This window comes from Dietzia sp. PP-33 (assembly GCF_033790845.1).
Taxonomy (GTDB): domain Bacteria; phylum Actinomycetota; class Actinomycetes; order Mycobacteriales; family Mycobacteriaceae; genus Dietzia.
Genome location: NZ_JAMYEI010000001.1, coordinates 805,860 through 819,157, shown reverse-complemented (window position 1 = coordinate 819,157; position 13,298 = coordinate 805,860). Strand labels below are relative to the sequence as shown.

Genomic DNA, 13,298 nt, shown 5'->3' with positions numbered 1-13,298 from the left:
GGAGGCTTTTTCGGTGACGACCTGCGGTGATGGCCTGGGACGATTGGAACAACCGGGTAGCCAGCCCGGGATAGGGCCCGCGAGTTCGTCGAGCTAACCGGCGGCGTCGACCGGATCCTGAATTCGATCAGATGTCATGTTCTCTCCTGGTTTCTGCCGTGCGAGTTCATTGGCTTTCCCACCCGCAAACTATACCCCCACGGGGTATGTTGGTGAGGCGTGTTCACCGAATTTCGGGGCTCGGCTACATCCGCGAAGTACCTGCTCGCGACCTTGCCGGGGCCTCCTGTGTACCTACCTGACAGCGCTTAGCGGGCGAAGCGGGCGATGGCGTCGGCCACTTCCTTGAATTTGATCTCTGCGGCTTCGTCGGACTCGTTCACGGCGTCGGCGACGCAGTGGCGCATGTGGTCGTCGAGCAGGCCGAGGGCGACGTTGCGCAGTGCGGAATTGATGGCGCTGACCTGGGTGAGGATGTCGATGCAGTACTGCTCCTCATCGATCATGCGGTGGATGCCCCGCACCTGGCCCTCGATCCGCTTGAGCCGGGCCTTGTAGCGGTCCTTTTCCTTCATGTAGCCGTGGTGACTGTGGGTCTCGCAGCCAGCGGCTTCGGCATCGTGCTCGGCTGCAGGGTCGATGGCGAGGTCCGGGGTATCCGTCATGACTGGCTCCTGGTCTGGTCGTGGTTGGGGGTCGCGTGGCTTGAGGTGAACCCGCGCAGGCGTAGGGAGTTGGTCACCACGAACACACTCGAGAACGCCATTGCGACGCCTGCGAGTATGGGGTTGAGCAGTCCGATCGCAGCGACGGGGATCAGTGCGAGGTTGTAGGCGAACGCCCAGAATAGGTTGCCCTTGATGGTGCCCAGGGTCCGGCGTGACAGCCTGATCGCGTCCACGGCGGATCGCAGGTCGTCGTTCATCAGAGTGATGTCGGAGGCTTCGATCGCCACGTCCGTGCCGGCGCCCATCGCCAGTCCGAGCTCGGCCCGGGCGAGAGCTGCCGCGTCGTTGACGCCGTCGCCGACCATGGCGACGTTCTTGCCCTTGGCCTGCAGTTTCTCGATCTGGGCGACCTTGTCGTGGGGCATGACCTCGGCGATCACGTTGGCCGGATCAATGCCGACCTCGCTGGCCACGACACGTGCGGCTCCGGCGTTGTCGCCGGTGAGCAGCCACGGGGTCAATCCGAGAGCTTTGAGTCCGGCTACCGCCTCGGCGGAGGTGGGCTTGACGGTGTCGCGGACGGTGATCACGCCCGCGACGGTGCCGTCGATCTGGGCGACCACAGGGGTGCCGCCCTGCTTCTGGGCATCGTCGAACGCGGTCCGCAGGTCCGCCGGCAGGGAGCCCTCAGGGCGACCAATGGTCACCACGGCACCGTCGACGGTGCCCGTGACGCCACGGCCTGCAGTATTGGTGAACCCGGTGACCTCCGGCAGAATGGCGGATCCGGCCTCCCTGTCGGCCACGGGGCCCTCGCCCGCCAGACTCTTTGCACCCTCGCGGGCGATGGCCTGGGCGATCGGGTGCTCGGACGCGGCCTCCACCGCAGCGGCCTTGACCAGCAGATCCGTCCGGTCGAATCCGGCGGCAGTGGTGACCTGGCTGACGGACATCACTCCGGAGGTGACGGTGCCGGTCTTGTCCATGACGATGGTGTCGACGCGCCGGGTGGACTCTAGGACCTCGGGCCCCTTGATGAGCAGTCCCATCTGGGCGCCGCGGCCGGTACCGACCAGGAGTGCGGTGGGAGTGGCCAGGCCCAGTGCGCACGGGCAGGCGATGATGAGCACGGCCACGGCGGCGGTGAACGCGGTGGCCAGTCCCGCTCCCACCACAAACAAGTGCACGAGCAGGGTGATGATCGCGATGACGATCACGATGGGCACGAAGACCTGCGAGATGCGGTCGACCAGTCGTTGGACCGGGGCCTTCTTGGACTGCGCCTCGGTGACCAGCTTGGCCATCTGGGACAGTGTGGTGTTCTCGCCGGTGCGGGTGACCTCGATCAGCAGTCTTCCCGAGGTGTTCATGGTTGCGCCGGTCACCGTGGAGCCGGACGTGACCTCAACCGGGACGGATTCGCCGGTGAGCATGGACTCGTCGATCGCGGACGAACCCTCGGTGACGCGACCGTCGGTGGCGATCTTTTCGCCCGGGCGCACCACGACGATGTCGCCGACCTTCAACTGACCCACGGGGATGCGGACCTCGACGCCGTCGCGGAGGACGGCGGCGTCCTTGGCTCCCATGTCGAGGAGCGCCTTGAGTGCGGCGGAGGACTGCCCCTTGGCCTTGGTTTCAAACCAGCGGCCCAGCAGCAGGAAGGAGATCACCACGGCGGCGGTCTCCAGATAGATCTCGTCCATCGTGGAGTTTGTGGGCAGCAGATGCACTTCCATGGTCATGCCGGGCATGCCGGCGTTGCCGAGGAACAGTGCCCACAGTGACCAGAGGTAGGCGGCCGCCGTGCCCATGGAGACCAGGGTGTCCATGGTGAACGAGCCGTGCCGCAGGTTGGCGAGGGTGGCCTTGTGGAAGGGTGCGCCTCCCCAGAAGAAGATGGGGGTGACCATGGTCAGCACGGCCCACTGCCAGTTGGTGAACTGCAGTGCCGGGATCATGCTCAGCAAGACCACCGGGACCGTGAGTGCGGCCGAGACAATCAGACGGTGTTTGAGGTCTGCGGTCTCGCGTTCCCTGGCCTCCTCGATCTGGTCTCGGGGACCGGCGCCGCCACCTGCGGAAGTTGCGTCCACAGCCTGGTCGTCGTCATTCTTCATCGTGAACGCGTCGTATCCCGCACCGCGCACGGTCTCGATGAGCGCGTCCGTGTCGACCTTGCTCGGGTCGAAGGAGATGGACGCGGACTCGGTGGCGAAGTTGACCGTGGCGTCCACCCCGTCGAGCTTGTTGAGCTTGCGCTCGACCCGCCCCGAGCACGAAGTGCAGGTCATGCCCGTGACGCCCAGATCTATGTCGATCAGATCCACCGCGGGGTGCATCTGGGAGGGTTGAGTCTGGGTCATCGAGGATCAATCCTTCACGGTGAACGGGTGGTGTGCTCGGGGCCAGGGATCTCGCCAGCTGCTGGGGCTGGCGAGATCGCTTCGCGTCAAGAGGTGACGGTGTAGCCGGCTTCCTTGACGGCGGCGACGACCTGCTCGTCGGTGAAGCCCTCGCCGGAGACCGACACCGTTCCGGTCTTGCTCGAGGCCTCCACCATGGAGACGCCCGCGATTTCGCCGACTTCCTCCTTGACTGACGACTCACAGTGTCCGCAGGTCATGCCCTGGACGGTGTACTCCTTGGTGCTGGTAGCCATGACGGCTCCTTCCGTTGACGGGTGTAGTTCGTTGAGACATCCGATGGCTCGGATCAATCCGAACACCAATGAACCTATACCCCGTAGGGGTATTGGTCAAGGGTGATGTTCGCTTGTGTCCGCGGCTCACTCCGCCTGCACTCTGATCGCCCGGACGCCGTATGGATTGACCAGTAGGCGGGCGCAAGAGCCGTGGCGGCAAGGTCTTTGGAAGCGCGGAGACGAGCTCACCGTGCTGGCGGTGCAGCGCGAACCAGGCCCTTGCCGCCGCAGTCGAGCAGTTCGTCATAGAGACGGGCGACGCGTATTAACGCAGGCCAACACCCGGCCATGTCTGTATCCGCAACCAATTGTTCGGAACCCTGGCCGAGGGCCTCTTAGGCTAGGTCGGCATTTCCAGCACGCCAGGTTTCCCACGGGATGTTCCAGTCGCCCAGCCCGTCGGTCCCGGGAAGCGTCGGTCCGACGGTATTGATGACCTTGACCACGTCGCCCCGGTTGCTGCTGTTCTGGAACGACTTGGCGTAGGCGTCGGTGACATTGATACAGCCGTTACTGACGTTGGTGAAGCCCTGTTGTTCAACGGACCATGGGGCGGCATGGACGTAGATCCCGCTGTAGGACATCTGGGTGGCCCAGTTGACTGAAAGCCGGTAGCCGTCGGCCGAGTCGACCGGCACACCAAACGTCGATGAATCCATGATGAGCGATTCGTATCGGTCGCCGATGTAGTAGGTGCCGTTCGGGGTGGGTGTCGATGCCTTTCCTAGTGAGACCGGGCTACTGCTGACGACCTCGCCATTGATTTGATCCGGGCTACCAGCGCCTGCCACTAACCTCGGTCATGCCTGGTGTGCACCGGGGTCACCTTTCACAGTTCCATAGGCGTGGATATTCCCTCCGCCACATTTCAGAGCAAGTGCTGAACCAGCTCACCGCCGGGTAGTACCCCGCGGGCCGGCCCTTTTCGCGGCGGGGGGCGAGTAATCGGGGCCGGGGGAATTCAGGTGGCCCGGCGGGCCAGCGTGGGGGAAGGGCTGCTTGGTGAGCGCCTCCCACATGCTAGCCAGCACGAGAGCGATGCCTGCCCCAGTCCAGGCAGTCGGTCGTTCGCCGAGGACCACTATCCCGATCAGCAGACCGAACACGGGGATCAGGAACATCCACACCGTCAGGGAGGACAGCCGTGAGCGTTGAGCCTCTACGAACCAGGCCAGAGTGGTCGCTGCGGTCGCCACCAGGCCGAGGAATGCCAACACGATCACGAACCGCGGGGTCCAGCTAATGGCCGGGGGGCCTTCCACGGTGAGGGCGACCCCGGCCAGTACTAGCCCCCCGATCAAAAAGTGGGCAGCGCTGAGCACCACGACGTCGAGGTCTGCCAAACCGCGCACCATCAGCGTGCCCGCGGTTACTGCTGCGGCCGCGAGTAGCGAGAGTAGCGCTCCTGATCCGCCGCCTCCGGGTATCGAGACGATAAGCAGTCCGGCGAACCCTGTTCCCAGGGCCAGCCCGGTCCGTGCCGTGATTCGTTCCCCGAACAGCCACCAAGCGGGCAGCAAGATCAGCAATGGTTGGGCGTTGGCCAGTACTGCCGCGACCCCGGTGGACAGCCCGGCGACGCCAGCGAACATTGCGGCGAAGGCAAACGTGACGTTGACCAACCCGAGGGCCGTGATCTTTGCCCACGCTGTGAAAGAGGACGGAATCTGTCGTCGCTGAAAGAGGGCGACGAGAGCCAGGGCGCCACCGCCAAGTAGCGCCCGCAGGGCCGCAAACCACAGCAGCGGCGCATCGCGCAGTCCCCATTTGATACCGAGGAAGCAGGCAGCCAGGGCGGCGGTGATCCATAACATCCGAAGCGGGGACGGTTTGCCGGTTAACGCAGGGGATCCGCCTTCGGCTCGCGGGGAGGTCATCGACGCCCCCGCGGTTGACTGTCTGCCGATTTGTCGCTCGGGCTGGCCATCCGGTCCGGGGGTCTTGAGCTACAAGAACTCAATCGGCGCGGGAGGGGAGAGGTGACGCTTTCAAGGGGAAGGGTCGCGAAGAGCCCGCTGGGTTTGGCCCACGCAAGGAGCTGCGAGCGAAGCAATAGGTTGACGAGCGGATCGACGAGCCCGCTGGCGGGCAGGCCGGCGAGCGGGTGGTCCTTGCCTGCCCAGTGGGAATTCTGCCGATTTGTGCCACCCGTACCGCGACCGAGGGGCAACCTCACCAGGGTGTGGTGTAGCTCAGAGCACCTCATCGCGTCGGTGACCCCTACTTCGGCAGCGGTGGCTGCACCGGCGGCGGGAGAGGACGCGATCCATGTATGCACTGCCTGGAAGGTCATCGCCTCTTCTGTTCTGTCGGACATCGGTAGCCTCCTCGCCGCGGTGGGTGGCCCGCGATTTTCTAGCTCGCATCCAATGTGACTGTATGCGGTGTTACGGCCGGAGTTGGGCAGAGCCTCCCTCAAAGTATGAATGTGAAGAATGCCACCGCCATAATCCCGGAGTGCTCTTTCAGAATGTTTATTGAACCTTCATCGGAGGTGACTCCAAACTTCATCTTTTTGCGAGATCATTCCCAGTATTTGAATGAGGAGCAGATGTGACGGACCAGGATCCAATTACCGGCCTGCCTGAAAGCCCTATTGGGGAGACGGTGGTGTTGGCCGCTCACGGTGTGGCTAAGTCCTACCGAACCGGGTGGTGGCCACGACGGCGCACCCGACGCGTGCTGCGCGGCGCGGACATCGAGCTTCGACCTGGCGAGATCGTGGGTCTAGTGGGCGAAAATGGGTCGGGGAAATCAACTCTGATGAAAATTTTAGTGGGTGCTTTACCCCGAGATAGCGGCACCATTAGCCACACTGGGCCCATCGGATTCTGTCCGCAGGAGCCGATCCTGTACGAGAGGCTGACCTGCGACGAGCACTTCGACCTGTTCGGTCGGGCCTACCGCATGGACGACGACGAGATCGAGCGGTCCAAAGACGACATCTACACCACGTTGGGCTTTGTCGCGTGGAGGCACGCTCGCGTTGAGGCGCTGTCCGGGGGGACTCGGGCCAAGCTCAACCTCGGCTTGGCGCTGCTTCCGGACCCTGACCTGCTGCTACTGGATGAGCCCTACGCCGGGTTCGACTGGGACACCTACCAGCGGTTCTGGCAGTTGACCCGAGACCGGCGCGAGTCCGGGCGCAGTCTGTTGATCATCAGCCATTTCATCACTGACGCCGAGCGCTTCGACCGCATCTACGACCTGGTCGACGGCAGGACGATCTTACGATGACGACCCCATTCACTGTGTCGTTGACGTGGCGGTATCTGGTCGAGTATGCCCGCCGTCCAATAAATTTGGTGCTACTGGGCGTCGTGCCCCTGGTGTTTGTGACCTTGACAGCGGACACGATTGCCGAGTTCGCCCGGATCCTGGGTGGGCAAGCCAGCCTCGGACAGTTGGAGGCGGTGACCGCCGGCTGGGCCTCAGCATTTCTGGCTGGCGTGGCGGGGTTCTTCCACGTCAGCGGGTCCCGTCAGGCAGATCGACGACTGGCTGCCACGGATTCCTCCCCGACGAGGGTCGTGCTGGCCAGGCTGGCGTCGTCTCTGGCGTTGGCGGGCGTGGCGGTTGCCGGTTCACTTCTGGCGCTGGCGCTTCGTACCGACATCGTTGACGTGGGCCGCACAGTGACAGCCACCGTCATGTTTGCCCTCATATACCTGGGACTCGGCACAGCGGTGGGTGCGCTAGTGCGCTCCGAAGTCAACGGCTCTTTGGTGATCGTCTTCGTGTGGATGTTCGATGTATTCCTCGGACCGGCGATGGGTCCGTCCGACTCATGGATTACCCGCGTGTTCCCTTCACACTTTCCGACGTTGGTGATGCTCGATGCCAGCACTGGCCACGCGGGCCCGCTCAGTGACCTTGGCGCCGCAGCGGTCTGGACCCTTGGCGGGCTGGTGCTCGCGTTCGGTGTCCTCGTGTTGACTACCGGCCACCGCCGCACCAGTCGTCGTGCACCCGAGTCGACCTGGGGGCGCACACGGGTGGCGTCGCGGTTCGCCTGGCGCGAGTATCGACGCAACGTCGCACTGTGGGTTCTGCTTGTCGGTCTTCCCTTCTTTTTCATCTCTCTGTCGATCGCCATCACCCCTGATCAGCCCACCCCCGTTGCACTCACCGAGCGCGGCCAGGACACGATCGCCATTGTCTCGATGATCGATGTGCACGGAGCGATCATGGTGCCGATCACCGTGGCCTTCCTGGCCGGCCTGGCTGGCCTGTTCGTCGTGCTCGGATCACTCGAGGCCGACCGGCGACTCGTTGTGGCCGGCTACCGCACCGCAGAGGTGCTCGCGGCTCGTCTCGGGGTGATCCTCTTGGCCGCAGTGTTGGTCAGCGCAGTCTCCCTGGGCGTGACCAGCTTCAGCTTCCAACCGCGTTCGTGGGTGGCGTTCGCGCTCGCGACCCTGGCGGTTGCCCTGACCTACGCCATGCTCGGAGTGCTGATCGGACCTATAGTCGGGCGCCTGGGCGGCCTGTACTTGATGTTCATGCTGCCTTTCCTTGATGTCGGGTTGGCCCAGAACATCATGTTCGACGCCGCCCCACCCGACTGGGCGACTTGGATGCCCTCCCATGGAGCTGTTCGCGTCTTGACCGACGCAGCGTTCACCCCCAGTTTCGACGAGACCGCCGGGGCGTTACTGGCCCTTGGCTGGCTAGCTGGGATCACGCTCGCGGCAGCCATGGTGTTCCACCGGATTGCCGCACCGGGCCGCACCCCACTGAGGACAGCCAGCTAAACGTCGAAGACGACGTCGTGGTTCACCTCGTGCACGAACCCCTGGACTCTCAAGTGTGGTGGGAGGCAATTTGACAGGGGTGCGCGGCTCGATTTTCTGCCCCCCGCGACATCTCCCGTGTCAACCAGAATCCGGCGCCGAGCAGCAGTACAGCCCCGTAAATCGTGCTCCGCGCCGGAACTTCGGCGAAGACCAGATACCCCAATGTCGTGGCTACCACAGGGGAGACAATGATATCGACCAGCGAGTAAACATTGGCGTTGAGAACTTTCAAAACGATGGAGATGCCGAAATAGGCGAATCCTGTGGAAATCACGCCCAGACCCCCCACCCAAAGCATCACCGGCACGGAGATACCTAGCCCGGGATAGGAGATTGTGGCTGAGACCTTGCCGGGCCCGACGAGCAGCAGCGAGGGCGACAGCACCAGTGCCGCGGCCAGGAGCGACCAGGCTATGTCGTTACCCGTCTCGGTCTTGCCCTCATAACGCATGTAGGTGATCATCGCCGCATAGATCGCCCCGGTTGCCAACGCCACAAGATTGCCCAGGGTGTGACCGCCGCTGAGCGGGTTAGCCACGGCGATACCGGCCAACGCAATGACGAAAATCCCGATGTAGCGCTTGTGCGCCTTCTCGCCAAGAAACAGTGCAGAAAAAATGAACACGAAGAACGGGGCAATACTCCAGAATATCACCGCATTGGCGATGGGCACCAACGTCATGGCGTAGTTGAACACTCCGCCCTGGGCCGCGATCAGCGCGCCGATGATGACCGTGTCCTTTACGTTCCCGCGCGGGAACCGGGGCCATTCCCGGCTCGCCAGTGCCCGCGCAATGAACAGAAACACCGCCGCGAAGGCCATCGCGTAAAACGTCAGCGTCTGGACGGGAATCAACCCGTCGCTAAGCTTGACAAATACGCCGATAGTCGCTTCAGACACGGTGATCAAAGCCAGCAGCAGTAGCGCCTTCATGTTCTATTTTTCGGCGCGGGCCGCGTGATGTCGATCGCTTCGGCGCCAGCCTCATCAAGGTGGCCGGTCTCCACTTGCAAGGTGGTGAAGAAGAACCCGAACTTGTTTTCGAGCACAGTGGAGGCTGTTTGCAGGACGGTTTGTGGATCGGCGCCCTCGACCACTCGAAGGTGTCCGGAGAAGATATAGCGTCCGCTGGTCAGTGCTGACGCGTGAACGTGGTGCACCCCTTGGACCCCCTCGGTGTCCTCCAGTGCTGCCGTGATCTCGGGAAGGCTGAGGTCGGTCGGTGTGCCCGCCATCAGTAGATGGGCAGCATCCCGCAAGATGCCCCAGCTCGCCCACAGCAATACCACACCGAAAGCAATGCCCAAGAGTGGGTCGATCAGCAAGAAACCGGTAAAGCGGATCACGAGTGCGGTGACGATGATCAGGAGGCTGCCCACAAAGGTCTGAAGAATGTGCCACAGTGCGCCGCGGACGTTCAGATCAGTGCGACTTTGTTTCCATATCAGACCCAACGAGATGACTTCAGTGAGCAAACCGCCCGCGGCTGCCCACAACATCGGCGTAGTGGACAGGTCGATCGGGGCAGTTAGCCGCATCCCGCCCATCACGATCACTACCAGCGCCATCACCAGCAGGAAACCGCCGTTGACCAATGCGCCGACAATTTCCGCGCGATACCAGCCGAAGCTGCGGTCTTCATCTGCTGGCCGGCGAGCGAGCCGCGCAGCAATGATGGCCACCAGTACGCCACCGACGGCCGAGAAAGTGTGGAAGGCATCTGAGATCACCGCGACCGAACCGGTCCATAACCCGATGCTAATTTCAATGAAGAAGTAAATTCCCGTCAGCCACGCCGAGATGGCCAGTCCCCACCCAGGGCCGCGCGCACCGTCCGTGTAACTGTGGCCTCCGTGTCCGTGAGTCATGAACCCCTCCTCCTGACCGCAAGGTCAGTTCTGGTGTGATTGCTCATCCCCACCGGGAGCAACCGGCAGGGCGAAATATGGTCGAAATTGAGGATCTGATCGGGTCAGTGCGAGTTAGTGCTCGCGTCTGGAGGAGAGCATCTCTGGTGGAGGTCATTGCGGCGGGGCGCTTCCTCGCTCGGTGGTGGCGGCGAAGTCTGTGGGTCGGGTGTCGAATACTCTCGCGCAGTGGCCGGAACAGAAGTAGTAGGTGTGGCCCTCGTGGGTGGCGCTGGCAGTGGCAAAGGCCGGGTCCACGCTCATGCCGCATACCGGGTCAGTGGCATGGGGAGTTGGCTCTGATCCAGGATCGTGGCGGTCGTCGCCGACTTCCACCACAGGTTCGGAGGCGAGCGACACCGCGGTGTCATCAGCGGCCCGTTCGGCAGTGAAGCCCCGGAGTCGGTTGGCGTTGACCACGACCGACAGGGAGGACAATGCCATCGCCGCAGCGGCAATCATCGGGCTGAGTCTGAGCCCGAAGAACGGATACAGTACGCCCGCAGCGATCGGGATACCGAGACCGTTGTAGAGGAAAGCGAAGACCAGATTCTGCTTGATGTTGCGCATCGTGGCTCGGGACAGGTCCACGGCGATGACCAGGCCTGACAACGCCCCGGATATTAAAGTGATGTCTGAGGACTCGATGGCCACGTCGGTGCCGGTGCCGATCGCTGAACCGACGTCGGCTTGGGCTAAGGCTGGGGCATCGTTGATGCCGTCGCCGACCATGCCCACAACCTTGCCCTCTGCTTGCAGTCGCTTAACTTCAGCGGCCTTGTGCTCGGGCATGACCTCGGCGACCACTCGAGTGATGCCGACTTGGCGGGCGATGGCCGCGGCGGTGGCCCGATTGTCCCCGGTCATCATCACTACCTCGATGCCGCGGGCCCGCATGGCGGCGATGGCCGCGATCGAGCCCTCCTTGAGAGTGTCGGCAACCGCGACGACGCCAGCGGGTCGAGCGTCCACGGCAACTAGCATAGGGGTCTTACCGTCCCCGGCCAGTTGCTCGACGTCAGCACTCAACACCTCGGCATCGACGCCCTCGGTGGTCAACAGGCGTCGGTTGCCAACCAGGACTGTCCGGCCCCCGACCAACGCCCTTACGCCTTGGCCAGTGATGGAGTCGAACTCGAAGGCCTCGGCCACGGTCACCTGCTGGTCTCGGGCACCTGCGACGATCGCCGCGGCCAGTGGGTGCTCGGAGAAGCGCTCCACCGCAGCTACCAGTGCGAGGACCTCCAAAGGTTCGAAGCCGTCGGCGGGCAGCACGTCGGTCAACGCCGGTTGGCCCTTGGTGATCGTGCCGGTCTTGTCCAACACCACGATATCGAGCTTCTGCGCAGTCTCGAGTGCCTCTGCCGAGCGGATCAAGATGCCAGCCGAAGCGGCCTTGCCTGTGCCGACAGTGATGGACAACGGCGTCGCCAGCCCCAATGCGCAGGGACACGCGATGATGAGCACCGACACTGCCGCAACCAACGCGAAAATGAACATGGGGGCTGGACCGAGCACGCTCCAAGCCGCGAACGTCCAGATCGCGACCACGATCACGGCCGGTACGAAGTAGCTAGAGACCAGGTCCACCAGGCGTTGGATGGGCGCCTTAGACCCCTGGGCCTGGCGGACCAGGGTGATGATCTGGGAGAGCATGGTGTCCGCGCCGACCCTGGTGGCGGTGTAGCGGAAGGAGCCGGTCTGGTTGATCGTCGCCCCGATGACCAGGTCCCCAGCCGTCTTGGTCACCGGGATCGGCTCGCCCGTCACCATGGACTCATCCACCGCCGAGCCGCCCTCGAGTACCTGGCCGTCCACCGGGAGTTTCTCCCCCGGCCGGACTACGACCACATCCCCGGCCACGACGTCCTGGATAGAAATCTCGAGCTCCTCGCCGCCACGGATCACGCGCGCGGTCTTGGGCTGAAGTCCGATCAGAGTACGAATCGCTTCTCCGGTACCGGCCTTCGCCTTCGTCTCCAGCAGACGCCCCAGCAGGATCAGGGTGAGGATCACCCCGACCGCTTCGTAATAGACCTCCCGGACATCGACCGGCAGCTGCGACGGAACGAGCGTCACCACGAGTGAGTACCCGTAAGCCGCCAACGTGCCCAGGGTGATCAGGGAGTTCATGTCTGCTGTGCGGTGCGACAGAGCCATCCACCCCGTGCGGTGGATGGGCCAGCCCGCGTAGAACATCACCGGCGTGATCAACGCGAACTGCGCCCAGGGCTCCAGCAGCACCTGTGGCATCCAGGACACCGAGAAGAACTCGGTGAGCATCACCGCGAACACGACCGGGGTCGTGAGGATCGCCCCGAGCGCCACTCGACGCCACAGGTCGGAGATCTCGGCGGCGCGCTCCCGCCCTTCGACATCCCCGTGGTCTTTAGCCGGGCCCGAGGCATGCCCGTCGAACGGGTCAGCCACCGACCCCGCCTGTACCGGGGTCGCCGAGTCCCGGTCGTCGGCCTTATCGCTGACTAGGATCTGGCCGTGGAGCATGCCCATTCCGCAGGTAAGCTCGTGAGCACCGGGAGACAGGGCAGGCAGGTCGATCGTGGTCTGTCCGAACGCGGCCAACGCGCGGTTCACGTCAAGATCGGCGATGACCAGGCGAGCGGAACAGGACGAGTCCTCCTGTCGGTCCACCTGTACCCGCACTGGGATCCCCGGCCGCACTCGCACCACGTGCGGCTCGAATCCACCCCGTACCTGCATCGTGACCACCTGAACACCGTCCTGCACCCGGGCCCAGGCTGCGGTGGCGGTGGCGTCGGATCCTCTCGTCTCGGTTGCGTTCGGCGCGGTCGCGGCCAAATGGGTGGCGGCCGAGGACCCACAAGTCTCCGGCGAAGGCGGGTCACCCACGACCACGAGCTTGCCGTGAAGCATGTTCATCCCGCACGCAAAGCTGTACTCGCCGGGGTGATCGGGGACGAACTCCACCGACGTGGTCTCGAACGCGGGCAGAGTCTGGTTAATTTTGAAGTCGGGGAACAGTACCCGTGACGAGCACTCACCGCTTTCTTGCCTGTCGAACAGCAGCCGCACCGGCACCCCGGGGGAGACCTCAATCAGGTCCGGGCTGTATCCGCCCTTGACCGTGACTTTGACGACCTGCACGCCCCCTCGAGTTCGGCCCGGCGAACTTTCCTGGTGCCGAAGAAGTACCAAAGTATGAATCCGGTCAAGGTGAGCGCAGCCAGCAAGATCATGACA

At 63.6% G+C, this 13,298-nt stretch carries 9 protein-coding genes and 1 pseudogene; 2 read left to right on the top strand and 8 right to left on the bottom strand.

What is annotated here, in order from left to right; all coding sequences use genetic code 11:
- Positions 1-308 precede the first annotated feature (308 nt).
- The 5 genes and pseudogenes from NJE57_RS03920 to NJE57_RS03900 form a co-directional block, all read right to left on the bottom strand.
- On the bottom strand, positions 309-665 hold the full coding sequence (locus NJE57_RS03920; RefSeq protein ID WP_119192365.1) for a metal-sensitive transcriptional regulator: 357 nt from the start codon (positions 663-665) through the stop codon (positions 309-311).
- Positions 662-3,034 carry a heavy metal translocating P-type ATPase gene (locus tag NJE57_RS03915; RefSeq protein ID WP_319027000.1) on the bottom strand — a complete coding sequence of 791 codons (2,373 nt, stop codon included), beginning with the start codon at positions 3,032-3,034 and terminating at the stop codon, positions 662-664. Before NJE57_RS03915 ends, NJE57_RS03920 begins: the two co-directional genes overlap by 4 nt.
- Positions 3,035-3,120: 86 nt before the next feature.
- Positions 3,121-3,330 carry a heavy-metal-associated domain-containing protein gene (locus NJE57_RS03910; RefSeq protein WP_007625927.1) on the bottom strand — a complete coding sequence of 70 codons (210 nt, stop codon included), beginning with the start codon at positions 3,328-3,330 and terminating at the stop codon, positions 3,121-3,123.
- A gap of 377 nt (positions 3,331-3,707) precedes the next feature.
- Positions 3,708-4,133, bottom strand: a pseudogene (locus NJE57_RS03905) (L,D-transpeptidase); the annotation flags it as partial.
- 129 nt (positions 4,134-4,262) lie between these two features.
- The gene (locus NJE57_RS03900; protein WP_319026999.1) at positions 4,263-5,186 is read right to left on the bottom strand and encodes a DMT family transporter; all 924 of its coding nucleotides are present in this window, start codon (positions 5,184-5,186) and stop codon (positions 4,263-4,265) included.
- A gap of 739 nt (positions 5,187-5,925) precedes the next feature.
- Here NJE57_RS03900 and NJE57_RS03895 point away from each other — a divergent pair.
- Positions 5,926-6,609, top strand: coding sequence for an ATP-binding cassette domain-containing protein (locus NJE57_RS03895; RefSeq protein WP_096907171.1), 684 nt, complete (start codon positions 5,926-5,928; stop codon positions 6,607-6,609).
- The gene (locus NJE57_RS03890) at positions 6,606-8,126 is read left to right on the top strand and encodes an ABC transporter permease (RefSeq protein WP_096907172.1); all 1,521 of its coding nucleotides are present in this window, start codon (positions 6,606-6,608) and stop codon (positions 8,124-8,126) included. The genes NJE57_RS03895 and NJE57_RS03890 overlap by 4 nt, the downstream gene beginning before the upstream one ends.
- Positions 8,127-8,175: 49 nt before the next feature.
- Here NJE57_RS03890 and NJE57_RS03885 read toward each other — a convergent pair whose 3' ends face one another.
- The 3 genes from NJE57_RS03885 to NJE57_RS03875 all read right to left on the bottom strand — a co-directional run bounded on the left by NJE57_RS03885 (position 8,176) and on the right by NJE57_RS03875 (position 13,202).
- Positions 8,176-9,102 carry a DMT family transporter gene (locus NJE57_RS03885; protein WP_067717485.1) on the bottom strand — a complete coding sequence of 309 codons (927 nt, stop codon included), beginning with the start codon at positions 9,100-9,102 and terminating at the stop codon, positions 8,176-8,178.
- Complete coding sequence (locus NJE57_RS03880; RefSeq protein WP_096907173.1) at positions 9,099-10,037, bottom strand: cation diffusion facilitator family transporter; 939 nt, start codon at positions 10,035-10,037, stop codon at positions 9,099-9,101. Before NJE57_RS03880 ends, NJE57_RS03885 begins: the two co-directional genes overlap by 4 nt.
- 153 nt (positions 10,038-10,190) lie before the next feature.
- Positions 10,191-13,202 carry a heavy metal translocating P-type ATPase gene (locus tag NJE57_RS03875; protein ID WP_319026998.1) on the bottom strand — a complete coding sequence of 1,004 codons (3,012 nt, stop codon included), beginning with the start codon at positions 13,200-13,202 and terminating at the stop codon, positions 10,191-10,193.
- Positions 13,203-13,298 lie beyond the last annotated feature (96 nt).

Excerpts from the sequence above, each read along its gene's own strand:
- NJE57_RS03920 (WP_119192365.1), bottom strand. The coding sequence starts at position 665 with ATGACGGATACCCCGGACCTCGCCATCGACCCTGCAGCCGAGCACGAT.
- NJE57_RS03915 (WP_319027000.1), bottom strand. The coding sequence starts at position 3,034 with ATGACCCAGACTCAACCCTCCCAGATGCACCCCGCGGTGGATCTGATC.
- NJE57_RS03910 (WP_007625927.1), bottom strand. The coding sequence starts at position 3,330 with ATGGCTACCAGCACCAAGGAGTACACCGTCCAGGGCATGACCTGCGGA.
- NJE57_RS03900 (WP_319026999.1), bottom strand. The coding sequence starts at position 5,186 with ATGTTATGGATCACCGCCGCCCTGGCTGCCTGCTTCCTCGGTATCAAA.
- NJE57_RS03890 (WP_096907172.1), top strand. The coding sequence starts at position 6,606 with ATGACGACCCCATTCACTGTGTCGTTGACGTGGCGGTATCTGGTCGAG.
- NJE57_RS03885 (WP_067717485.1), bottom strand. The coding sequence starts at position 9,102 with ATGAAGGCGCTACTGCTGCTGGCTTTGATCACCGTGTCTGAAGCGACT.
- NJE57_RS03880 (WP_096907173.1), bottom strand. The coding sequence starts at position 10,037 with ATGACTCACGGACACGGAGGCCACAGTTACACGGACGGTGCGCGCGGC.